Genomic DNA, 21357 nt, shown 5'->3' with positions numbered 1-21357 from the left:
ACATGGCAAAAGGCATAGAAATCCGCGCTGCGCATTTCCCCGGGCGCGCCCCGATCGACACTTACGGCAATGGCGGTTTCCGTTTTGCCGACATGTCGCATCGCGGCTCGATCCTTTGCCTGCCTTCCGGCATTCATGGCTGGGACATGGATATGTCGAAACCGCTGTCGCCGGAAAATTTCCGCCGTGTGCTGGATGAGGCTAGTGATATCGAAGTTTTGCTCGTCGGCACCGGAACCGAGCTTCGCCGTCTGCCCGAGGAATTGAAGCTGGCGCTGAAATCGCGCGGCATCTCCTCCGATCCGATGAGCACCGGGGCTGCGGTGCGCACCTTCAATATCATGCTCTCGGAGCAGCGCGCCGTCGCCGCGGCATTGATCGCGGTCTGACGATGACGGAAGCGAATAGTACGACGAACCAGGAGATCTGCCTGGCGATGCTGCGTGACAGCGATCGCGACCGCTATCTCGCCTGTCTGCTGTCGCCGGAGGAAAAGCGCGGCGCGCTTGCAGCGCTCTATGTCTTTAATGCCGAGCTTGCCCGCGTCCGCGATCTCGTGCACGAGCCGTTGCCTGGCGAAGTCAGGCTGCAATATTGGCACGATCTGCTGGAAGGCAGCGCACATGGCTCGACGGCGGCCAATCCCGTCGCCTCTGCACTTCTGGCCGCGATCGAAACGCACCGTCTGCCGCGCAAGACGCTGATCGACATGATCGAGGCCCGCACTTTCGATCTCTATGACGATCCGATGGAGACCCGTCTCTCGCTTGAAGGTTACGCCGGCGAGACGGCATCCGCCCTGATCCAGCTGGCAAGCCTCGTGCTTTCGCCTGAGGAGGCCGCACGATCGGCCGACGCTGCCGGCCATGCCGGCGTTGCCCAGGCCGTCGCCGGGCTATTGCTGCTGATGCCGCTGCATCGCCGCCGCGGCCAGGTCTATATTCCGCTGCAGATCCTGTCGGCAACCGGTCTCGACCGCGATACCTTCCTTGCCGGCGACGACAGGGCGTGCATCTCCGCCGCCATCGAGGCTTTTGCCGGTCTTGGTCGCGAACATCTGGCGAAGGCGAGAGCGGCAGGGCCGATTGCGGCAGCCGTGTTTCCAGCCTTCCTGCCGACGGTGCTCGCCGAACCGGTGCTCGTCAAGGCGCAAAAACGCGGCGCCTCGCTGTTCGACCATCCGCTGCAGCCGCCGCAATGGCGCCGCCAGCTGCGGATGGGGCTGGCTGCGGCACGCCGGAAAATCTGACATCGGTCAAATTCGCGCAAGTCTCGCGCGGTACAACACTTCCACCGCTACCCTTTGATCGGAGACTCGGCGTGGGCATTATCGTCTGGTGCGTTCTTTTCGCCATCGTTGTTTTCTTTGCTTTTGTGGCCACACGCATGGCCGCGCAGAACAAGGAAGATGGCCTGCATGACACGGGCCTCGCCATCATCGAGTTCGGCCGCGCCTTTCCGACCGAGGCGATCCGCCAGTTGCAGGCGACGGAAAACGGCCAGGCAATCTTCGTACGCCTGCACGATAACAAGGCGGGCTTCATGCGCAACATGTCGCGCCACTTCGCCTGCCATCTGATCGAGCCGGGCCGCGTGCGTGTCGTCGGTTCGGAAACGGGCAGGGGACTGATGGTCGACTTCCTCGATGCGCCCCATCACAATGGTGATTTTGAATTCGCTTCCGCCAAGGAGGCTTCCGAAGTGTCGCTCTGGCTGCTCGGCAATTATATTGCCGAGCCGGATAAGGACCTGCCATCCGGCAATCTGCCGGCGGCGAACAAGCAGTAGAAGCGCCGGTCAGGCGCTCTCGGCAAGCGTCAGACTCTGGCCAAGCCAGGCGGCGCAGTCTGCCAGCGCGCGGCGCGCGATCAGTTGCCGCTTCATGATCGTCTTGTCCTTGCCGCGGAAACGCTTGACGCCTTCGGGTTTTACGATCGAACCGGGTTGGAGCTCCGGAAACAGCCCGAAATTGATGTTCATCGGCTGGAACGATCGTTTACCCGGCTCCTCGTCGGTGACGATATGACCACCGGTGATATGGCCGAGCAGCGAGCCGAGCGCCGTCGTCGCCGGCGGCAGCGAGATCGCTTCGCCCTTGCGTTCGGCGGCGGCGAAACGCCCGGCCAGCAGCCCGACGCTGGCGCTTTCGACATAACCCTCGCAACCGGTGATCTGACCGGCAAAGCGCAGGCCGGGCCGCGATTTCAGCGTCAGCGACGGGTCGAGCAGGGTGGGGGAGTTCATATAGGTGTTGCGGTGCAGGCCGCCGAGACGGGCAAATTCTGCATTTTGCAGACCCGGGATCATCCGGAAGATGTCCGCCTGTGCGCCATATTTCAGTTTCGTCTGAAAGCCGACCATATTGTAGAGCGTGCCGAGCGCATTGTCCTGCCGCAGCTGCACGACGGCATAGGCCTTGACCGTCGGATTATGCGCGTTCGTCAGCCCCATCGGCTTCATCGGCCCGTGGCGCAGCGTCTCGCGGCCGCGTTCGGCCATCACTTCGATCGGCAGACAGCCGTCGAAATAGGGCGTGCCTTCCCATTCCTTGAAACCGACCGTGTCGCCTGATACCAGCGCGTCGACGAAGGCATTGTACTGCGCCTCGTCCATCGGACAGTTGATGTAATCCTTGCCGGTGCCGCCGGGACCGACCTTGTCGTAGCGCGACTGATACCAGCAGATATCCATGTCGATGCTCTCGCGGTAGACGATCGGCGCGATGGCGTCGAAGAAGGCGAGCGAATCCTCGCCCGTTTCCGCCTGGATAGCGTTTGCGAGCGACGGCGCCGTCAGCGGTCCGGTGGCGACGATGGCGAGATCCCAGTCGCGGGGCGGCAGGCCGGTGATCTCTTCCCGCACGACCGTGATGAGCGGGTGCTCGTGGATTGCCTTGGTCACGGCCTCAGAGAAGCCATCGCGATCGACGGCGAGTGCGCCGCCGGCCGGCACCTGGCATCGATCGGCAGCGGCCATGATCAGCGAGCCCGCCATGCGCATTTCGGCATGGATGACGCCGACGGCATTGCTAGTCGCATCGTCGGAGCGGAAGGAGTTGGAGCAGACGAGTTCGGCCAGGCCGTCGGTCTTGTGCGCATCGGTGCCGCGTACGCCGCGCATTTCATGCAGGATGACGGGAATGCCGGAACTGGCGATCTGCCAGGCGGCTTCCGAACCGGCAAGCCCGCCGCCGACGACGTGGATGGGGGAATAGGAGGAGGTCGTGTTCATCCCGGGCTGATATCATGTCGGCAGGTGCGATCCAACACCCCGGAATCAAAAACGGCGCCTGATGGCGCCGTCTTGGAAGCATCGTGCCCGTTATTAACGGAACGAGCGGGATGCGATATTGCGGATGTCGTAGCGGCTGACGCCGATATCGGACAGGGTCTGGTTGGAAAGGCCGCCGAGTTCGTTGAGCGTACGGCGGTAGCTGAGCCAGCTTTTTGCAATGCGGATCGGGTTCATCGTTTTCTTCCTATGTCCGCGGGACGGCGGGATCGCCTGTCTCTCTGCGGTTGGTGTTTATATAGGCGATATCGGTCCTATTGTGCAGTGCAAATAAAAGGCGTCTGCCATGCAATTGTGCAATGTGATGCTCGTAAATTGGGCGGTGAATATTTTTTGAGCGGGCTAAAGAAGCGGAAAAACATGCAACCGCGGTGCCAGCCGCATGCAGACAAAAGAAAACGCCCGCTGTGGGTACAGCGGGCGTTTCAATCGAGAACAATCGCGCTTGGGAGGAGCCGCGATCGCCTGGAATTAGCGGGCAGAAGCCTCACGGGCAACGCGATGGATATCCGAACGGTCGATGCCGAGATCATGCAATTCGCGGTTGGTCATGCGGCCAAGTTCCGTGACGGTCTGACGATACTTGCGCCAGTTATTGAAAGAGCGAGAGAAGTTCATGTTAAGCCCCTTTCCGAGGGTTTCATCTGCCGGCAGCCACCGATCGGCGCTGACCTCTATTTGATGACTGGAATATATGTTGCGGCGCAAAAGACTAAAACAGCCAAGTTTTCAAATCACCTATGCGGCATACGCAATGCTCCAGGGGTATTTGACGCAGACTTACCGTTTTTTGGTCAACGAATAGGCAGAATGACTCTTGGGGAAGCAATCCGGTTGAGAGCGACCAATGGCGTGCCGTTGTCGAAAAACGCCGCGCTCTCCGGTGAAGCCGCCCGCCCAGCCGGAGCAAAGAAGTGTTTCGCTTCAAATTGGAAGCCGCCCATTTGTCTGCAGGCTCGGTGGGGCGGTGTGGCGATAATGTGGCGCGACGGCGCCATGCGAGGGAAAGCCCCGGACCGTCAATGCTTTAATCGGGCTGTCGCTCAACAAAAACGCCCGCCGGGGGAGGATCCGGCGGGCGTGTTATGGTGACTGGCAACTGGGAGGAGGAGTGTTGCCAGCCTATCGCAGCGCGCTGGGAGGAGGAGTGCGCAGCTGCGAATCTCGTCACGGACAAGCATCCGCGGGCGTCCGGCTGATGCCGGGCCGGGGCGCCATCCCCGTGCTTCGATACCTCAAACAAATAGTATGACTAATGATTATTTTGCAGTGCAATAAATTCATGAGTGGTATGCGTAATGCGCATGCCTCTCCGTTCATATGTCTATATTAGCGCTTCTGACGTTAGCGGCCGGTTAACACTCGATACAAGTTAGACCAATGAGGAACTTGTATATTTGCCGCAGGAGCGTTTGCGAACACCTCTGCTGCGTCTATAACGGCGAGAGCCGCAGTGCCGGCGTCGCGGAAATAAGGGGTGGAGCATGTATCGCGGCAGATTGGAGCGGGATCTCTCCCTCTGGGTGGGCAAGGGCCTGCTCGGTCAGGAAACGGCAAGCGCACTTCTCGCCGAATATGACAGCCGCCCGGCAAGTTTCAGCCTCGGCAGGGTGCTGATGGCGCTGGCGGCGGTGCTGCTTGCCGCTGCCATCCTGCTGGTCGTCGCCTCCAACTGGGAGGCCATCCCGCGCCTTGTCCGCGTCGGCGGCATCCTCGCGCTGATCTGGGTGGTGCACATCGCCGCCGCCCGGATGCTTGCCCGCGGTTCGACAGCGGCCGCAAGCGGCTTGCTGGTCATCGGCGCGATGAGTTTCGGCGGCGCCATCTCACTTGTCGGGCAGATGTATCATCTCTCCGGCGACGAGCAGACGGTGATGTATCTCTGGTTCGCCATCGCGACGATCTCGGCAATCCTGTTCCGTTCGGGCGCCGTGACCATCGTCGCCGGCTTCCTCTCCTGGGCGTCGTTCGCCGTCTACCTGCAGAATAACGACACGCATTGGATAGGCTTCGATCCCTGGATGGCGCCCATCATGGCGGCGATCACAATCGCCCTGGTGCGGTATACCGGCGCCGAGCGGGCCCGCCATCTGGCCTATCTGCTTTTGATCGGCTGGCTCGCCTGGCTCTATACTCTCTATGAGGAGATCGCCGTGGCGCTCGCCTTCGCGATCGGCGGCATGGTGGCCTTCGTCCTGACGGCGTTGCCGCTCCCGCGGATCGCCTCCCTGGTCAGGAGCGCCGGTGCGGCCCCGGCCTTCTACAGCTTCCTTGTCGCCGCGATCGGCTTCCTGCTGCTGCATATCGAGATCGAGGACGGCTGGCGGCTGGTGGTGCTTGGCGTGGCGACGCTTGCCGCTTCCGTGCTGGCAATCGCCCTGCATGGCAGGAATAACGGCGCGGTGCGTTATCTCGCCTACACCACCTTTGCCGCCGAGATGCTGTATCTTGCCTCCGTCACCGTCGGCTCGATCCTCGGTACGTCGAGCCTCTTCCTGTTCTCCGGTCTCGTGGTGGCACTTGTCGCGTGGATCGTCATCCGTCTCGAGCGGCGTTTTTCGGCGAATGCACAGTCGGCGAATGGACAGGGGGAGCGCGCATGAGCTCGTTCATGGCAAGGCTGCAATCCGGTAGGGGTTATCTCTTTTCGGCGATCATCGTCGCCGGTCTGCAGACCCTTATCCTCGGCACGATCATCCAGAGCCGGGCGTCTATCCTCAGCAATGGCGCCGAGGTGCTGCTGAAGACGGCGCCCGTCGACCCGCGCGATTTCCTGCGCGGCGATTACGTCGTCTTGAACTACGACATTTCTTCGGTGCCGGTGCAGACGGTTTCCGGTGGCATTCCGGCCGAGCCCGGCGAACGCGTATTATGGGTTCGGTTGAAGAAGCAGGAGGACGGTTTCTGGACGGTGATCGAATCGTCCTTTCATGAACTGTCGCCGCAGCCGGAGACCGTGATCCTGCGCAGCCAGCCATTCTACAGCGGCGGACTTGCCGCCGGCGACAGCATCCGTGTCGAATACGGCATCGAGCGCTATTACGTTCCGGAAGGCGAGGGCAAGCCGATCGAGGAGGCCCGCAATGACGGCAATGTCGCTATATCAGTGCGGGTTTCGCCTGATGGAAGCCCGCAGATTCGCAGCCTTCTCGTTGACGGCAAGCCGGTTTACGACGAGCCGCTTTACTGATCCGGCGGCACTTCTTAGCAGGGCGGCTTCTGAAGCGCAGATCGCTGTCATTGACCGTTCATTTTTCCTTTGCCTCGGCCAAATCGGGTGATATAGAGACGCCGCGCTCCGGAAGGCCTCATGCGCAGGCATAGGCATGCGGTTTTGTGAACGCGGGTATGGTGAAATTGGTAGACACGCCAGATTTAGGTTCTGGTGCCGCAAGGCGTGGGAGTTCAAGTCTCTCTACCCGCACCAAGCTGTTTGCAGGCGGGAGACTGAGAATCGGTTGTTCCAGAACAATTGAAAGTTGTCCCGAATAGCCCGCGAGTGCCGTTCCGCTTTGGGCGGAATGATACGGAATTGGAAAAGCCACGCGCGGCACGCTGCCGGCGTCGTGCTCATTGAAACGAACGGCGTCTGGGCACGGCCGCCACGACATGAAGGTAGGAAGACATGCAGGTTATCGAAACGCTCGCTGAAGGGCTGAAGCGCGAAATCAAGGTCGTTATCCCGGCCAAGGACATGGAAGACAAGATGAATGAGCGTCTTGCCGATGTGAAGGACAAGGTTCGCATCAACGGCTTCCGTCCGGGCAAGGTCCCCGCTGCTCACCTGAAGAAGGTCTATGGCAAGTCGATCATGGCCGACCTCGTCAACGAGATCGTCCGCGAGCAGCCGGCCGCCATCCTGTCCAGCCGCGGCGAAAAGTCGGCCACGCAGCCGGAAATCGCCATGACGGAAGACAAGGACGAAGCCGACAAGATCCTCGCCGCCCAGCAGGATTTCGAATTCACGCTCTCCTATGAAGTGCTGCCGCCGATCGAACTGAAGTCGGTCAAGGGCATCAAGGTCACGCGCGAAGTCATCGACATCTCGGACGACGAAGTCAACGAGCAGGTCCTGAAGGTCGCCGAAAGCGCTCGCGCCTACGAGACCAAGACCGGCAAGGCCGCCAACGGCGACCGCATCACCATGGATTACGTCGGCAAGGTCGACGGTGAAGCCTTCGAAGGCGGCACCGACCAGGGCGCCGAACTGGTGCTCGGCTCCGGCCGTTTCATTCCTGGCTTCGAAGACCAGCTCGTCGGCGTCAAGGCTGGCGATGAGAAGACCATCACCGTGACCTTCCCGGCCGACTATCCGGCCAAGAACCTCGCCGGCAAGGAAGCGACCTTTGATGTCACCGTCAAGGATGTCGCAGCCCCCGGCGCTGTCGAGATCAACGACGAACTCGCCTCCAAGCTCGGCATCGAATCCGCCGACCGCCTGAAGGAAATCGTTCGTGGCCAGATCGAATCGCAGTACGGCTCGCTGACCCGCCAGAAGCTGAAGCGTCAGATTCTCGACCAGCTCGATGAGATGTACAAGTTCGAGACCCCGAACTCACTCGTCGACGCCGAATATAACGGCATCTGGAGCCAGGTGAACAACGACCTCGCCCAGTCCGGCAAGACCTTCGAGGACGAAGACACGACCGAAGAAAAGGCACGTGAGGAATACAAGACGCTCGCCGAGCGTCGCGTCCGCCTCGGCCTCGTTCTCTCCGAAATCGGCGAAAAGGCCGGCGTCGAAGTCAGCGAAGACGAAATGCAGCGCGCCATCTACGATCAGCTGCGTCAGTATCCGGGCCAGGAAAAGCAGATCCTCGAATTCTTCCGCAGCCAGCCGGGTGCCGCCGCTTCGATCCGCGCGCCGATCTTCGAAGAAAAGGTCATCGATCACCTGCTGACCGAAATCGACGTTACCGACAAGAAGGTGACGAAGGAAGAACTGCTCGCCGAGGAAGAAGGCGAGGCTAAGGCCGAGACCAAGAAGGCCGCGCCGAAGAAGAAGGCTGCCGCCAAGGCCGAAGCAGTTGACGCCGGTGAAGGCGAAGAAGCCGCACCGAAGAAGAAGGCTGCTCCGAAGAAGAAGGCGGCTGACGAAAGCGCCGAATAATCGCTTTTCAGTTCAGAAGTTTGGAAGGCCTCGCCATCGTGCGGGGCCTTTTTCTATTATCTGGGGCAGTTTCATTCTCGCCGCCTGCTCCATTGTGCCTATTCATCCGGAACAACAAAGAGTTGCAATAAAGTATAATTCGATGCAGATTTCGCTGATGGTGGGGAGGACCTGAAGATGACTGCAAAGCATGACATGAAGAAGCTTGTGGAGGAAATCTATGCTGTGCGTGACCGCGGCGATATCGAGGGCACGCTGGCGCTGATCGGCGAGGGGTGCACCTTTCGCATGGCCGGTAATACACGGCTGGCGCCCTTTTCGACTGAAGCAAGCGGGCATGCCTTTCGCCAAGCGATAACGCAGCTCATCACGGTATGGGATCTATCGAATATCAAGACATCAGGCATCTATGTCGACGAAGATGAGCACATGGTCTTTGCCCACCGCGAAGGCGAGGTCAGGCACATCCCATCGGGCGTGAGCTTCCATACGGAATTCGTCGACAAGATCCATTTCCGGGATGGGAAACCGGTCAAGATCGTCGAATTCGTCGACACGCTGCAAGTGGCCGAGACGAGCCGGATCATCCAGCTCGCTTAAACGGCCTCCAAAGTCCGAGCGCTTCAAAGCGCGTTGTCAAACTTGATTTGGGGTTTGGTGCGGCCGACAGGGCGTCGGCCGCCGTTAAGATTTAGCGCTCAATGCGCTGTCAGTTGCGCGACTTTCCTGACATGGTTGACGGCTGCTGCGCCGCCGGCGGTCTGGGTGAAGAGGTGGAGCGTTTCCTCTTCGTCGTCGGCGACAGGCGTCAGGGCCTGATCCATATAGGTCTTCGACTTGGCATCCCTTGAAATCAGGAATGCCGAAATCGTCAGGCCAATGATCGTGCCGGCGAGCGAGGCATGTTTGCGGAAGGTTTCCCAGGCGAAGCGCGGCCAGAACACCAGCGGATTTTCGCGCGGCAGGTCCGGGCGACGCTCCGACGGCGTCTTCAGGCGCAGCAGGCCGCTTTGCAGTGGATGCACGTTTTCCAGCGGCACGGTGGTCGCGAAGGAGACGAGAACCTTGACGAGCCTTGCAAGCGGGACGCCGGTTGCCACGGCGCGGCGCAGCAGCGTCTTCATATGATCAGGCGAATAATAGAGCGACCAGGCCTCGTGGTAGATGTCTTCCCACTGCTGCTTGCTCATCTTGGGATGCGCGGTGCAGACATGCTCGACATCGTAGATGTTGAGATCGGCATCCATCTCGACGCCCTTCTTCCATAGGACCTGATGGTCCTCGGAGCCCGGCAACGGCGTCAGGATGAAGAATTCGATGACGTCGAGCGGCAGCTCTTCCTGGATGATCGTAATGTCGCGGCGGATCGATTCCGGCGTATCGGCGGGGAAGCCCAGGATATAACCGGCAAGCGTCATGATGCCCTGCGCCTTCCAGGCGAGCAGCATCTTGCGGTATTCGGTGATCTTGTTCTGGTTCTTCTTGGCGGCGGTCAGATTGTCCGGATTGACGTTTTCGAGGCCGATGAAGACACGGGTGACACCGGCGCGGCGGGATTTCTCGATGAAATTCGGGATCTTGTGGCAGAGCGTGTCGACCTGGATCATCAAGCCGAGCGGAATGCCGTCGCGCTCCTTGAGCTCGATCAACCGGTCGAAGATCGCTTCCCAATCCTTGTTGCGGGCGAAATTGTCGTCAGTGATGAAGAATTTGTGGATGCCCTGCGCCCAGTTCATCCGCACCAGCTTTTCGACGTCGTCGGCCGAGCGGAAGCGCGATTTGCGTCCCTGCACGTTGATGATGGTGCAGAACGAGCACTGATAGGGACAGCCGCGTCCGGCATCGAAGCTGGTGCTGAGCCCGAGCGTGCGCTGGATATTGTCTTTCGGCAGGAAGGGAACCGGCGTGCCGCCGATACCGGGAAGGTCGTTCATGAAATTGTAGAGCGGCTTCAGCTCGCCGGCGGCGGCGTCGCGCAGCACCATGTCGAGCCGGCCCTCGGCCTCGCCGGCAAACATCGAGATGCCCATGTCGCGGCAGGCATCGAGCCCGACCGCCTTGCCATCCAGCATCGACAGGCAGCCGGAAACATGGAAGCCGCCGATGGAAACCGGCAGGCCGGCATCGCGGAAGGGCCGGGCGATATCGAGGGCGCGCGGATACTGGTTGGTCTGGACACCGACGAGCGCGATCATCCCGAAATTGTCGTGACGCTTGAACTGCGCCAGCAGTCCGGCAAAATCGATCCGCGTATTGGTCTCGTCAATCACGGTGATGTCGATCGCCGTATCGTCTCCGAGCACCTTGCGCTCGGCGCATTCCGCGGCGATGCCATAGAGTGCCGCGAGCGAATTGGAGGGAATCATCGCCCGCCACCAGCGGATGACATAACCGTCATCGTCATAATGCGACGGCTTGATCAGGATCAGCTGAAAACGTCTGCGGGCAGCTTCCAAGACTTGGGACAAGAGTATCTATCTTTCTTTAGAAGCTTTTGCCCGAAGGCAAAATGGATTTGAAGACATCTATCAGGCACGGCGTATCAATGCGATTTAGGCGGTCAAACTAAGGCGTAAAAAAAGACACGGCGCGTAAACGCTTTCGCGAAACTTGTCATTCCTCAATATACTACCCGATATCGAGCAGCAATGCGCGGTGGTCGGAGACCTCAGGCGCCTCGACCACCTCGAATTTGGCAACCTTCACCGCCGGTGTAACCAGCATGTAGTCGGCAAAGCGGCCCTGCTTCAGATAGTAGGAGGTTCGCGTGTCTACAAGGCCGTTTCCGGTGACGAGATCGGAAAGCCCGAGTCTGGCGAGCATGGTGAAGGTCGCGCTGTCGGGCAACACATTGAAATCGCCGCAGACGATCAGCCCTTCGTCACCGGGCCAGACGCGCTCGATGAGCCCGACCAGCGCTGCGGCCTGCGCCTCGCGCGCCGCCGTGTCATCCTTGCCTGCGGGATCGCGCAGGCCATGCATGTGGGCGATGGTGACGGTCGAAGCGTGCTCATGGCTGAAGAGGCGGATGCAATGGGCGTTTCGCGGCCGGGGATGGTCGCCCCAGCCATCAGCGGAAAAATGGCCATGCACGAAGTCCAGCCCCTGGGCAATGACGGAATGGGTCTTGCGCACGAAGGTCGCAAGCCCGAATTCGGCGGCAATGGCGGTATCGCCGTCGGACAGCTCGCCTCTCGATGTCGGGCAGAAGAAGCCGTCGTGGCCGGGCAGGGCGGCGCTGACCTCCGTGAATAGATTGAGGCGCTGTGGCAGCTCCAGCCCTGCATCCCGATAGATCGACCATCCGCAGCCCGTACCCGGCGCCCGCAGCACCTCCTGCAGGCACAGCACGTCCGGATCTGTCTGCCTGACATAGCCGATCAGGGCCTCATGCAGCCTGCCGCCCCACGCGTTCAGCGAAATGATGCGCAATGTCGTTCGGCTCCGTTTGGCGGCCGGATCTGCTGTCTACACGGCGAGCTTTAGAGTTCCGACTTGATGTCGCCCATCCGGTTCCAGGCATCGAGGCCGGCGATCTTGTAGGCTTCGGCAAGCGTCGGATAGTTGAAGGTGTTTTCGACGAAATATTCGACCGTCCCTTTGAGATTGAGCACCGCCTGGCCGATATGGACCAGCTCGGTGGCGCCTTCGCCGACGATATGCACGCCGAGCAGACGGCGAGTCTTCAGCGAGAAGATCAGCTTCAAAAGGCCGGTGTCGAGGCCCATGATATGACCGCGCGAGGTTTCGCGGAACCGGGCGATGCCGCACTCATAGGGAATACCGCGCTCCTTCATCTCCTCTTCGGTCAGGCCGCAGGTCGAAATCTCCGGCACGGCATAGATGCCGTAGGGGAAATATTTCGGCGGCTCCTTGGCGACCGCGCCGATCGCGACGCGGGCGGCGATGCGGCCCTGTTCCATCGAGGTCGAGGCAAGGCTCGGAAAGCCGACGACGTCGCCGGCGGCGTAGACGTTGGCAACCGATGTCTGGAACGTCTCCGGATTGACCTTGAGACGGCCGCGGCTATCGGCTTCGAGGCCGATGGCCGGAAGGTTCAGCGCGTCAGTCGCCCCCATGCGGCCGGCGGCGAAAAGCACCATGTCGGTCGTCAGGCGTCGGCCACTGTCGAGCGTCAGCTCGACCTTGCCGTTGTCGAGCGTCTCAACCTTGTCGGCCTTCTGGCCGAGCAGCAGCTTCATGTTGCGGTCGCGCAGCTGATAGGTGAAGTCCTCGACGATTTCCTTGTCGATGAAGTCGAGCATCGTCGCCTTCGGGTCGATGACGGTGACGGCCGTGTCGAGCGCGCTGAAGATCGTCGCATATTCGATGCCGATGACGCCGGCGCCGATGACGACCATCGATCGCGGCAACTCCTGGATGTCGAGCAACTCGTCGCTGTCGAGTACAGTCTTGCCGTCGAAAGGTATGTAATCGGGACGGAACGGCTTTGTGCCGACGGCGAGCAGCACGCTGGCGGCGGTGACCTGCGTGGTCTCGCCGTCATCCTTGATCACCTGCAGCGTCGACGCATCGATGAAGCTCGCCTTGCCGCGAATGTGCTGCACGCGGTTGCGGGCGAACTGGTGTTCCAGCACCTCGACCTCGTGGTTCAGCGTGATCAGCAGGCGGCGGCGCAAATCATCTGCGCTGATCTCTTCCTTGACGCGGTAAGACCGGCCGTAGAAACCGCGTTCGCGCCAGCCGGAGAGGTTGAGCGCGGTCTCGCGCAGCGTTTTGGAGGGGATGGTGCCGGTATGGACGGACACGCCTCCGACGCGTTTGCCCTGCTCGATAACAAGCACTTTCTTGCCGAGTTTTGCAGCTTGGATGGCGCCGCGGCGCCCTGCGGGACCGCTGCCCACCACAACGAGATCGTACTGAAGCATCATCAAGCCCCGGATTGGAAAGGAATCATTTTGCGACGCAAAATGTCGCCCGTCCATCGTTAGCCGGTCAATGTTACAGATTGTTTTACGGCCGCCTGATTGGTCCTGACGGGCGCTTTTTCGGGCAAGTGAGCCCTTCGGGAAACAGCTTTACGCCATGATGTCGGCGCGCGACGGTTTTCATGCGCGGGTGATGTAGTCCGCGGAAATATCGCTGACCTTGGTAACGCCGAGCAACGCCATATTGCTGTGCAGTTCCGTCTTCAGGATGTCCGCCGCCTTAAGCACGCCCGGTAACCCCGCGACGGCTGCGGCATAAAGGAACGGCCTGCCCACGAACACGAAACGGGCCCCGAGCGCGAGAGCCTTCATGATATCAGTTCCACGCCTGAAACCGCCATCGACCATGACGGCAACGCTGTCTCCGACACGTGCTGCAATCTCCGGAAGCACCTGAAGCGGTGAAGCGGTGCCGTCAAGCTGGCGGCCGCCATGGTTGGAGACGATCACTCCATCCGCCCCGGTGTCGGCAGCCCGGGCCGCGTCGTCAGGATGCATGATCCCCTTGACCACAAGTTTGCCGGACCACCTGTTGCGTATCCGCTCCAAATGATTCCAGTTGAGGTGGTCGCGCCTGCCGAAATCGCGCGTGACGTTCGAGGAGATGATCGGCGCGCCTCTTGTGGCATAGGAATTTTCAAAATGCGGAATGCCGTGCCGAACGATCGTGCGCAAGAATGTGCCGGTGGTCCAACGCGGGTGCGAGATGCCCTGCCATGCCAGGCGCAGACCTGGACGCAAAGGCGTCGAAAATCCGGCCCTTACATTGTTTTCCCGATTTGGCAGCGTGGCTGTGTCCACGGTCAGCAGAAGTGTGCGCAAGCCGGCGGCGCCGACGCGATCGATCAGAGCATCGATACGATCGGGTTCGCCGGGGAGATAGGCCTGAAACCACGCTTGTGGCGAAACCGCAGCGATCTCTTCCAAGGGGATAAGTGAGGAACCGCTTATAATCATCGGGATTCCCGACTGTTCCGCTCCCCGCGCGAGCACGATGTCACCTCGATAGGCCATCAGCGCGCTGATACCCATCGGCGCGATGCCGAATGGTGCGGCATGGGTCTTGCCGAAGAGGCTCGTCTCGGTGCTGCGTTTCGAGACGTCCCGAAGGACACGAGGCCGGAAGGCATAGGCCTGGAAAGCTTCCGCGTTATGCCGCAGCGACGCATTGGTCTCGGTCGCGCCGGCGATATAACCGAACAGAGGCTTTGGCAGATGTCGCCGCGCCTTCATTTCAAAATCATCGAGGCAGAGCACGTCGCGGCAGAGCCGGGTCGATCGATCGGTGTTGCCGCTGCGGATCGTCATGGAGCTTCATCTTCTCGGTATTTCGGGCGGGCATTGTTCAGACATGGTGGTTGCAGGATTGCATACAATCCCGCACGACCAACTGCTGTCAACTCCAGCATTCCGCAGTCTTCCCACGCCGATGGGCCGCCGCAGGATCGACGTGCGGCGGCCTTGCACCTCGTCGGCGGTCGGTCCTGGCTTTTGTTCAGATCAGCTTCAGCCCCTTCAGGCTGACATGGCCGTCCTTGCCGATGATGACATGGTCGTGAACGGTGATATCGAGCGCCTTGGCGGCATCGATGATCACCTTCGTCATGTCGATGTCGGCGCGCGACGGTGTCGGGTCGCCGGAGGGGTGGTTGTGGACGAGGATCATCGCCGTTGCCGAAAGCTCCAGCGCGCGTTTCACCACCTCACGCGGATAGACCGGCGTGTGGTCGACCGTGCCGCGCCCTTGCACCTCATCGGCGATCAGCACATTGCGTTTGTCGAGAAAGAGGATGCGAAACTGTTCGCGGGTTTCGTGCGCCATGGCGGCATGGCAATACTGGATGACCGAAGACCACGAGGACAGGACCTGTTTGCTCCTGAGCTCGCTCTTCAGGGTCCGATGGGTCACAGTCGAGATCAGCTTCAGGTCGAGCGCCACGGCCTCGCCGACGCCCTTCACCTCCGTCAGCAGCGCTGCTGGCGCACCGAAGACGCCGGAAAGCGAGCCGAATCGCTCGATCAGCGCCTTGGCGATCGGCTTGGTATCACGCCGCGGGATCAGCCGGAAAAGCAAGAGCTCGAGGATTTCGTAGTCGGCAAGCGCGGTGTCGCCCAGTTCGCGGAAGCGGTCACGCAACCGCTCGCGATGACCATGATAATGTTCTTGCGCGGCGAGCGAGGCGGGCAGGGCGGTCCTGCCATTCGCCGCGGACGGCTTTTGCGGTCGTCCGCCGAAGAACGAGCGTTCGTCGGCGGCAATGGGCTCTTGCGTTGGGAAAGGCAACTCGTCGTCGGAAGATGTCGCAACAGGTCCCTTCGCCATCGGATCGTTACCCGTTGTGCGACGGCAGGCCCGGGCGGTCGAGCCCGCCCGGCGACAGCGTGAAGATCTCGCAGCCATCGGAGGTGACGCCGACCGTATGTTCGTACTGGGCCGAAAGCGAGCGGTCGCGGGTCACCGCCGTCCAGCCGTCGGCCAGCACCTTCACATGCGGTCGGCCGAGGTTGATCATCGGCTCGATGGTGAAGATCATGCCTTCGCGCAGTTCCGGCCCCTCATTGGCGCGGCCGTAATGCAGGATGTTCGGCGAATCATGGAACAGCCGGCCGACACCGTGGCCGCAGAAATCGCGCACCACCGAACAGCGCTCGGCCTCGGCATAGGTCTGGATCGCCTCGCCGATCGCGCCGGTGCGGGCGCCCGGCCTGACGGCTGATATGCCGCGCATCAGCGATTCATAGGTGACCTCGAGCAGGCGCTCGGCGGCGCGCTTGATCGTGCCAACAGGATACATCCGGCTCGAATCGCCGTGCCAGCCGTCGAGCACGAAGGTAACGTCGATATTGACGATATCGCCTTCGCGCAGCGGCTTGTCGTTCGGAATGCCATGGCAGACGACGTGATTGATCGAGGTGCAGGTCGATTTGGTATAGCCGCGATAGTTCAGCGTCGCCGGATAGGCGCCGTGCTCCAGACCGAAATCGAAGACGAATCGGTCGATCTCATCGGTCAGCATGCCGGGTTTGACGATGTCGGCAAGCGCATCGAGGCAGCGCGCGGTCAGCTGGCATGCCCTGCGCATACCCTCGAATGCTTCAGCGTCATAAAGCCGGATGGCGCCGGTATTCTTCGGCGGCGCGGAAGAGGCTTCGATATAGTTCACCATTGCAGGGCCTTAGCGGAGATTATTAGATTTGTTCATAATGCAGCTATGCCGGGTTCGTCCATCGCGATCAACCGCCAGGACGAGATTTCTGACCGGATCGGATCCGTTTGGCGTGCAGCTTTCCAAATCGGTCCGAGGCCAAATCGTTGGACCGGATGGAATATCCACAATCTTCCCAAGGGGATAGGATTGATTGCCTGAAATCTCCCCGTTACTCACCGATTGGTGACAGCGGGGAAGGGGCATTCATGCTGAACGAAGCGATTAATCTTGAGATCTTACCGGAGGCCGCCGGCGAGCCGGAACGGCGCGTGCGTGATCGCGGCGCCACCGAACGCGCCATCCTTGCCGCCGCCAAGGGTCTGCTGGCCGAGCAAGGCTTCCAGAATTTCGGCATCAACGCGGTCGCCCGCCGCGCCGGCTGCGACAAGCAGCTGATCTATCGCTACTATGGCGGCCTCGACGGCCTGGTCGAAGCGATCGGCGCCGATCTCGGCACATGGGTGAAGGATCGCATTCCGGAAGACACCGGCGGCATGTTCCTGCTCACCTATGGCGACCTGATGGAGCGGCTGTCGCTTCTTCTTCTCGATGCCTTGAGAGATGATCCGTTGATGCGCCGCATCCTCGCCTGGGAAATATCGGAAAACACCGAGCAGGTGAGGCGGCTGTCCGAAGCGCGTTCGAAGGCGCTCGCTCTCTGGCTGGAGCGCATGCGCGGCTCGCTGGCGCCGCCGAAGGGCGTGGATGCAGCAGCCGTCAACGCCGTCGTCATCGCGGCGATCCAGCACCTCGTGCTCGCTGCTGCAGCCGGCGGGCAGTGCGTCGGCCTGTCGCTGAAGACATCCAAGGATTGGGAAAAGGCGGCGACGGCGCTGAAGCGCATCGTGCGCGGCGTCTACGGTTGAGATCTGCTCATCCACAGGGGGCGGGTTTCGCGTTAACCTTAACAAATGGTTTGCGTTGCGCGGGCCTGGTTAAGCCGACAGTGTGGCGGTGAGCAGAGATGGTATGAGTGAGAGTGCCCGAGTTGACGCCCATGGGAACGAAGATCGCTAAAGCCGCGTTTCTGGTGACGGCGATGATGTTTTTCGCAGTCCTGGCGCTGGATATTGCAATTCCGACGCTGGTGCTTTGCATCATGGCATTGTCAACCTGGTTGGTCTCCCTCGATCTGCCCGTCGCGCGCAAGCATGGAGGAGAGGCCGCATGAAGTGGTTTCTGATCTTCTGGGCCGGCCCCATCGTCTTTCTGGGCGGATGGTACTGGCTCTCCTATTACGACATGAATTTCGGCATCTTCATGCTGTCGCGGCAGGTCCATGACCTGACGTTCGAGCTTTACGGAAAGGCGCTCGGCATTCCGCCGGAGACGATCCCACCGCTCGTGGCCCGCGCGATCGCGGTCGACAGCCTCGTCGTCTTTGCCATCCTCGGCTTCAGAAAGCGCAAGTCGATCATCGCCTGGTGGACGGCGCGTCAAGCGCTGAATTCGTCTCCCGACCTTGCCAGCAAGGAAAGCCTGTCGAGCGCGCCCTGAAGGATGAAACTTGCCGCGGCCGAATCGATCCGTTCGGCCCGCTTGGCGCGCGAGACGTCCATTTCGAGCAGCGTCCGTTCGGCCGCGACCGTGGAAAGCCGCTCGTCCCAATAGACGAAGGGCAGCGCCGTCTTCTGCTCCATGTTGCGCACGAAGGCGCGCGTCGCCTGTACGCGCGGACCCGCCGATCCGTCCATATTCATCGGCAGGCCGATGATGAAGCCTGCGACCTTTTCCGATTGTGCAAAGTCCAGCAGCGTCTGCGCATCGATGGTGAACTTGACGCGCCGGATCACCGTGCGCGGCGTGGCGAAGCGCCGCCCGAGATCGGACATCGACAGCCCGATCGTCTTGGTGCCGAGATCGAGGCCGGCAATCGCCTGTCGCGGGGCAAGCGTCTCGGCCATTTCCTCGATCGTCAGCACCGTCATCGCCATGTCATCCCGTCAAAAGAAATTGAAGTCGCCGCCGCTTTTCTTTGCGGCCGCATAAGATATGTCCTTAGAGCATGATGTTGAAAAGCGTGAGCGCTTTTCGGACCTGTTTTTACATCACGTAATAAAGGAGACATTTCATGAAGATCACCTGGCTCGGCCATTCCGCCTTCCGCATCGAGACATCAAAGGCGAAGATCCTGCTCGACCCGTTCCTCAGCTATAACGCCTCCTTTTCCGGCCAGGATATCAAGGATGTTTCGGCAGGCGTCACCCACATCCTGCTGACCCATGGCCATGGCGATCACGTCGGCGACACCGTGGCGCTTGCCAAGGAAACCGGCGCCGTCGTTCTCGCCAATGCCGATCTCGCCGCCTGGCTCGGCTCCAAGGGTGTCGACAAGATCGAGATGGGCAATACCGGCGGCACGATCGCGCTCGGCAGCTTCTCGGCGACCTTCACCAATGCGCTGCACTCATCTGCCCAGATCACCGAAGACGGCGTCTCGCACGCGCTCGGCAACGCCAACGGCCTGATGCTGCACTTCGACGACGAAGCCTCGATCCTTGCCATGGGCGATACCGACATCTTCTCCGACATGGCGCTGATCAATGAATTGCACCAGCCCGATATCGGCCTCGTGCCGGTCGGCGACCGCTTCACCATGGGTGGCGCGGTGGCGGCACTTGCCTGCCGGCGTTATTTCAACTTCAAGACCGCGATCCCCTGCCACTATGGCACCTTCCCGATCATCGACCAGACGGCCGAAAAATTCGTTGCCGGCATGGAGGGATCGCAGACGGATGTGAAGGCGATCAAGCCCTCCGAGAGCCTGTCGATCTAGCAAAACCCCGTTGCGTAAGGCGGACATGGCCTTTATAGCGGGTAGGAAAAATCCTATCCGGAGAATGCCATGTCCGTCGATCTTGCCACCGTGAAGCGCGTCGCCCGCCTTGCCCGTATTGCCGTCTCCGAGGATGAGGCAAATCGCATGGTCGGCGAGCTGAACGGTATCCTTGGCTTCGTCGAGCAACTCTCCGAAGTGAATGTCGATGGCGTCGAGGCGATGACGTCAGTCACCCCGATGGCGATGAAGAAGCGGAGCGATGAGGTGACAGACGGCGGCAAGGCGGCCGATATCGTCGCCAATGCGCCCGTCACCGATCATAATTTTTTCCTGGTGCCGAAAGTCGTCGAATAAGGCTTCGAAGCCTCTTTCCGACCCTGTTGCCATTTCCAGATCTGAAGCGAAAACACGATGAGCGAACTCACCAGCCTGACCATTGCCGAAGCCCGCCAGAAGCTGCGCGCCAAGGAAATCACCGCGACCGAACTGACCGAAGCCTATATCTCGGCGATCGATGCGGCCAATGGTCAGCTGAATGCCTACATAAAGGTCACGCCGGATCTCGCCCGCCTCATGGCGAAGAATTCCGACGCGCGCATCGCCGCCGGCAAGGCGGGCGATCTCGAAGGCATTCCGCTCGGCATCAAGGATCTCTTTGCCACCGTCGGTGTGCACACCCAGGCCTGCAGCCACATTCTCGATGGTTTCGAGCCCCGTTATGAATCGACCGTGACGCAGAACCTCTGGGATGACGGCGCCGTCATGCTCGGCAAGCTTAACATGGACGAGTTCGCCATGGGCTCCTCCAACGAGACGTCGTATTACGGCGCGGTCATCAACCCCTGGCGCTCCGCGGGTTCCAACCAGCAGCTCGTGCCCGGTGGCTCCTCCGGCGGCTCGGCCGCAGCCGTCGCCGCTCACCTTTGCGCCGGCGCCACCGCGACCGATACCGGCGGCTCGATCCGCCAGCCGGCAGCCTTCACCGGCACCGTCGGCATCAAGCCGACCTATGGCCGCTGCTCGCGCTGGGGCACCGTCGCTTTCGCTTCCTCGCTCGACCAGGCGGGCCCGATCGCCCGCGACGTGCGCGATGCCGCCATCCTTTTGAAGTCGATGGCAAGCGTCGATGCCAAGGACACGACGTCGGTCGATCTGCCGGTGCCGGATTATGAAGCCGCGATCGGCCAGTCGCTGAAGGGCATGAAGATCGGTATTCCCAACGAATACCGCGTCGATGGCATGCCGGATGAGATCGAAGCCATCTGGCGCCAGGGCATCGCCTGGCTGAAGGAAGCCGGCGCCGAGATCGTCGACATCTCGCTGCCGCACACCAAATACGCCCTTCCGGCCTATTACATCGTCGCTCCCGCCGAGGCATCCTCGAACCTCGCCCGTTACGACGGCGTGCGCTACGGCCTGCGTGTCGACGGCAAGGATATCGTCGACATGTACGAGAAGACACGTGCCGCGGGCTTCGGCAAGGAAGTCAAGCGCCGCATCATGATCGGCACCTATGTGCTGTCCGCCGGCTATTACGACGCCTATTATATCCGCGCCCAGAAGGTCCGCACGCTGATCAAGCGCGATTTCGAACTCGCTTTCGATGCCGGCGTCGACGCCATCCTGACGCCGGCAACACCGTCGTCGGCCTTCGGCGTCGCCGATGAGAACCTCGCCGCCGATCCGGTGAAGATGTATCTGAACGACATCTTCACGGTGACGGTCAACATGGCGGGCCTGCCCGGCATCGCCGTGCCGGCCGGCCTCGACCAGAAGGGCCTGCCACTCGGCCTGCAACTGATCGGCAAGCCCTTTGATGAGGAAACCCTCTTCAAGACCGCCCATGTCATCGAGCAGGCGGCCGGCCGGTTTACGCCCGCCAAGTGGTGGTAACCGACTTAACGATCCATTTGCGCCGATCGCAAGGCGGTCGGCGCCCGGCCTTTTTCCTGATCGACAGGCCATTTTTTCATATTTGTTCCTTCGAGCCGGAACTCAGCGCCTCGCGTTGTCCGTAAC

The 21357-nt window shown here is 61.0% G+C and carries 23 protein-coding genes and 1 tRNA gene; 14 read left to right on the top strand and 10 right to left on the bottom strand.

From position 1 onward, the window contains the following. Positions 1-2: 2 nt before the first annotated feature. The 3 genes from FHT75_RS16800 (at position 3) to FHT75_RS16790 (ending at position 1788) form a co-directional block, all read left to right on the top strand. A complete protein-coding gene (locus FHT75_RS16800) occupies positions 3-389 on the top strand; it encodes an Mth938-like domain-containing protein (RefSeq protein WP_047614799.1) in 387 nt (128 codons plus the stop codon). A gap of 2 nt (positions 390-391) precedes the next feature. After that, a complete protein-coding gene (locus tag FHT75_RS16795) occupies positions 392-1249 on the top strand; it encodes a phytoene/squalene synthase family protein (protein ID WP_183845038.1) in 858 nt (285 codons plus the stop codon). A 71-nt stretch (positions 1250-1320) separates the two neighbouring features. Continuing rightward, positions 1321-1788, top strand: a complete 468-nt coding sequence (locus FHT75_RS16790) for a hypothetical protein (RefSeq protein ID WP_063475463.1) — start codon at positions 1321-1323, stop codon at positions 1786-1788. Positions 1789-1797: 9 nt separating this feature from the next. Here the strand turns inward: FHT75_RS16790 and trmFO are convergent, their stop codons facing one another. The 3 genes from trmFO to FHT75_RS16775 all read right to left on the bottom strand — a co-directional run bounded on the left by trmFO (position 1798) and on the right by FHT75_RS16775 (position 3909). Then, positions 1798-3231, bottom strand: coding sequence for a methylenetetrahydrofolate--tRNA-(uracil(54)-C(5))-methyltransferase (FADH(2)-oxidizing) TrmFO (gene trmFO / locus FHT75_RS16785; protein WP_063475464.1), 1434 nt, complete (start codon positions 3229-3231; stop codon positions 1798-1800). Positions 3232-3324: 93 nt separating this feature from the next. Beyond that, positions 3325-3468 (bottom strand): DUF1127 domain-containing protein, encoded by a 144-nt coding sequence (locus FHT75_RS16780; protein ID WP_003573524.1) that lies wholly within the window; start codon positions 3466-3468, stop codon positions 3325-3327. Between the two features lie 294 nt (positions 3469-3762). Continuing rightward, positions 3763-3909 carry a DUF1127 domain-containing protein gene (locus FHT75_RS16775; protein ID WP_003558908.1) on the bottom strand — a complete coding sequence of 49 codons (147 nt, stop codon included), beginning with the start codon at positions 3907-3909 and terminating at the stop codon, positions 3763-3765. Between the two features lie 866 nt (positions 3910-4775). On the opposite strand from FHT75_RS16775, the gene FHT75_RS16770 reads away from it, so the two are divergent. The 5 genes from FHT75_RS16770 (at position 4776) to FHT75_RS16750 (ending at position 9001) form a co-directional block, all read left to right on the top strand. Beyond that, a complete protein-coding gene (locus FHT75_RS16770) occupies positions 4776-5894 on the top strand; it encodes a DUF2157 domain-containing protein (RefSeq protein WP_063475465.1) in 1119 nt (372 codons plus the stop codon). Then, positions 5891-6481, top strand: a complete 591-nt coding sequence (locus tag FHT75_RS16765; protein ID WP_047615681.1) for a GDYXXLXY domain-containing protein — start codon at positions 5891-5893, stop codon at positions 6479-6481. Before FHT75_RS16770 ends, FHT75_RS16765 begins: the two co-directional genes overlap by 4 nt. A 152-nt stretch (positions 6482-6633) precedes the next feature. Next, a tRNA-Leu gene (locus FHT75_RS16760) sits at positions 6634-6718 on the top strand. A 198-nt stretch (positions 6719-6916) separates the two neighbouring features. Next, on the top strand, positions 6917-8401 hold the full coding sequence (gene tig / locus FHT75_RS16755; protein WP_047614811.1) for a trigger factor: 1485 nt from the start codon (positions 6917-6919) through the stop codon (positions 8399-8401). A 177-nt stretch (positions 8402-8578) separates the two neighbouring features. Next, on the top strand, positions 8579-9001 hold the full coding sequence (locus tag FHT75_RS16750; RefSeq protein ID WP_047614813.1) for a nuclear transport factor 2 family protein: 423 nt from the start codon (positions 8579-8581) through the stop codon (positions 8999-9001). 98 nt (positions 9002-9099) lie between these two features. Here the strand turns inward: FHT75_RS16750 and FHT75_RS16745 are convergent, their stop codons facing one another. The 6 genes from FHT75_RS16745 to map all read right to left on the bottom strand — a co-directional run bounded on the left by FHT75_RS16745 (position 9100) and on the right by map (position 16517). Further along, on the bottom strand, positions 9100-10869 hold the full coding sequence (locus tag FHT75_RS16745; protein ID WP_063475466.1) for a B12-binding domain-containing radical SAM protein: 1770 nt from the start codon (positions 10867-10869) through the stop codon (positions 9100-9102). Between the two features lie 160 nt (positions 10870-11029). Further along, positions 11030-11833, bottom strand: coding sequence for an endonuclease/exonuclease/phosphatase family protein (locus tag FHT75_RS16740; RefSeq protein ID WP_063475467.1), 804 nt, complete (start codon positions 11831-11833; stop codon positions 11030-11032). Positions 11834-11883: 50 nt separating this feature from the next. After that, positions 11884-13290: a Si-specific NAD(P)(+) transhydrogenase gene (gene sthA / locus FHT75_RS16735; protein WP_047615374.1), complete on the bottom strand. Its 1407-nt coding sequence runs from the start codon at positions 13288-13290 to the stop codon at positions 11884-11886. A gap of 180 nt (positions 13291-13470) precedes the next feature. Beyond that, complete coding sequence (locus tag FHT75_RS16730) at positions 13471-14658, bottom strand: alpha-hydroxy acid oxidase (protein WP_047614818.1); 1188 nt, start codon at positions 14656-14658, stop codon at positions 13471-13473. 187 nt (positions 14659-14845) lie between these two features. Continuing rightward, positions 14846-15673, bottom strand: a complete 828-nt coding sequence (gene radC, locus FHT75_RS16725) for a RadC family protein (RefSeq protein WP_063475468.1) — start codon at positions 15671-15673, stop codon at positions 14846-14848. 7 nt (positions 15674-15680) lie between these two features. Continuing rightward, on the bottom strand, positions 15681-16517 hold the full coding sequence (map, locus tag FHT75_RS16720) for a type I methionyl aminopeptidase (protein WP_063475469.1): 837 nt from the start codon (positions 16515-16517) through the stop codon (positions 15681-15683). A 248-nt stretch (positions 16518-16765) separates the two neighbouring features. Between map and FHT75_RS16715 the strand changes: the two genes are divergently transcribed. The 3 genes from FHT75_RS16715 to FHT75_RS16705 all read left to right on the top strand — a co-directional run bounded on the left by FHT75_RS16715 (position 16766) and on the right by FHT75_RS16705 (position 18056). After that, positions 16766-17425, top strand: a complete 660-nt coding sequence (locus tag FHT75_RS16715; protein WP_183845039.1) for a TetR/AcrR family transcriptional regulator — start codon at positions 16766-16768, stop codon at positions 17423-17425. Positions 17426-17556: 131 nt separating this feature from the next. After that, positions 17557-17730, top strand: coding sequence for a hypothetical protein (locus FHT75_RS16710; protein WP_003539039.1), 174 nt, complete (start codon positions 17557-17559; stop codon positions 17728-17730). Beyond that, positions 17727-18056, top strand: a complete 330-nt coding sequence (locus FHT75_RS16705) for a DUF6105 family protein (protein WP_063475471.1) — start codon at positions 17727-17729, stop codon at positions 18054-18056. The genes FHT75_RS16710 and FHT75_RS16705 overlap by 4 nt, the downstream gene beginning before the upstream one ends. Here FHT75_RS16705 and ruvX read toward each other — a convergent pair. After that, entirely contained in the window at positions 17996-18487 is a 492-nt protein-coding gene (gene ruvX, locus FHT75_RS16700; protein WP_097630888.1) for a Holliday junction resolvase RuvX, read from the bottom strand. The genes FHT75_RS16705 and ruvX overlap by 61 nt on opposite strands. Positions 18488-18630: 143 nt before the next feature. On the opposite strand from ruvX, the gene FHT75_RS16695 reads away from it, so the two are divergent. From FHT75_RS16695 to gatA, 3 genes are all read left to right on the top strand, one after another. After that, complete coding sequence (locus tag FHT75_RS16695; RefSeq protein WP_063475472.1) at positions 18631-19335, top strand: metal-dependent hydrolase; 705 nt, start codon at positions 18631-18633, stop codon at positions 19333-19335. Positions 19336-19404: 69 nt separating this feature from the next. Beyond that, positions 19405-19692, top strand: coding sequence for an Asp-tRNA(Asn)/Glu-tRNA(Gln) amidotransferase subunit GatC (gene gatC / locus FHT75_RS16690; protein ID WP_047614828.1), 288 nt, complete (start codon positions 19405-19407; stop codon positions 19690-19692). 57 nt (positions 19693-19749) lie between these two features. Then, complete coding sequence (gene gatA / locus FHT75_RS16685) at positions 19750-21231, top strand: Asp-tRNA(Asn)/Glu-tRNA(Gln) amidotransferase subunit GatA (RefSeq protein ID WP_063475473.1); 1482 nt, start codon at positions 19750-19752, stop codon at positions 21229-21231. Positions 21232-21357 lie beyond the last annotated feature (126 nt).

Source organism: Rhizobium sp. BK112 (genome assembly GCF_014193215.1).
Lineage (GTDB): Bacteria > Pseudomonadota > Alphaproteobacteria > Rhizobiales > Rhizobiaceae > Rhizobium > Rhizobium anhuiense.
The sequence above is the reverse complement of the archived record's forward strand: the minus strand, read 5'-3'. Positions and strand labels throughout refer to the sequence as shown.

Bases quoted from the DNA above. Each gene is read 5' to 3' on its own strand.
- FHT75_RS16800 (WP_047614799.1), top strand. From the start codon at position 3: ATGGCAAAAGGCATAGAAATCCGCGCTGCGCATTTCCCCGGGCGCGCC.
- FHT75_RS16795 (WP_183845038.1), top strand. From the start codon at position 392: ATGACGGAAGCGAATAGTACGACGAACCAGGAGATCTGCCTGGCGATG.
- trmFO (WP_063475464.1), bottom strand. From the start codon at position 3,231: ATGAACACGACCTCCTCCTATTCCCCCATCCACGTCGTCGGCGGCGGG.
- FHT75_RS16780 (WP_003573524.1), bottom strand. From the start codon at position 3,468: ATGAACCCGATCCGCATTGCAAAAAGCTGGCTCAGCTACCGCCGTACG.
- FHT75_RS16775 (WP_003558908.1), bottom strand. From the start codon at position 3,909: ATGAACTTCTCTCGCTCTTTCAATAACTGGCGCAAGTATCGTCAGACC.
- FHT75_RS16770 (WP_063475465.1), top strand. From the start codon at position 4,776: ATGTATCGCGGCAGATTGGAGCGGGATCTCTCCCTCTGGGTGGGCAAG.
- FHT75_RS16765 (WP_047615681.1), top strand. From the start codon at position 5,891: ATGAGCTCGTTCATGGCAAGGCTGCAATCCGGTAGGGGTTATCTCTTT.
- tig (WP_047614811.1), top strand. From the start codon at position 6,917: ATGCAGGTTATCGAAACGCTCGCTGAAGGGCTGAAGCGCGAAATCAAG.
- FHT75_RS16750 (WP_047614813.1), top strand. From the start codon at position 8,579: ATGACTGCAAAGCATGACATGAAGAAGCTTGTGGAGGAAATCTATGCT.
- sthA (WP_047615374.1), bottom strand. From the start codon at position 13,290: ATGCTTCAGTACGATCTCGTTGTGGTGGGCAGCGGTCCCGCAGGGCGC.
- FHT75_RS16730 (WP_047614818.1), bottom strand. From the start codon at position 14,658: ATGACGATCCGCAGCGGCAACACCGATCGATCGACCCGGCTCTGCCGC.
- radC (WP_063475468.1), bottom strand. From the start codon at position 15,673: ATGGCGAAGGGACCTGTTGCGACATCTTCCGACGACGAGTTGCCTTTC.
- map (WP_063475469.1), bottom strand. From the start codon at position 16,517: ATGGTGAACTATATCGAAGCCTCTTCCGCGCCGCCGAAGAATACCGGC.
- FHT75_RS16715 (WP_183845039.1), top strand. From the start codon at position 16,766: ATGCTGAACGAAGCGATTAATCTTGAGATCTTACCGGAGGCCGCCGGC.
- FHT75_RS16710 (WP_003539039.1), top strand. From the start codon at position 17,557: ATGGGAACGAAGATCGCTAAAGCCGCGTTTCTGGTGACGGCGATGATG.
- FHT75_RS16705 (WP_063475471.1), top strand. From the start codon at position 17,727: ATGAAGTGGTTTCTGATCTTCTGGGCCGGCCCCATCGTCTTTCTGGGC.
- ruvX (WP_097630888.1), bottom strand. From the start codon at position 18,487: ATGACGGTGCTGACGATCGAGGAAATGGCCGAGACGCTTGCCCCGCGA.
- FHT75_RS16695 (WP_063475472.1), top strand. From the start codon at position 18,631: ATGAAGATCACCTGGCTCGGCCATTCCGCCTTCCGCATCGAGACATCA.
- gatC (WP_047614828.1), top strand. From the start codon at position 19,405: ATGTCCGTCGATCTTGCCACCGTGAAGCGCGTCGCCCGCCTTGCCCGT.
- gatA (WP_063475473.1), top strand. From the start codon at position 19,750: ATGAGCGAACTCACCAGCCTGACCATTGCCGAAGCCCGCCAGAAGCTG.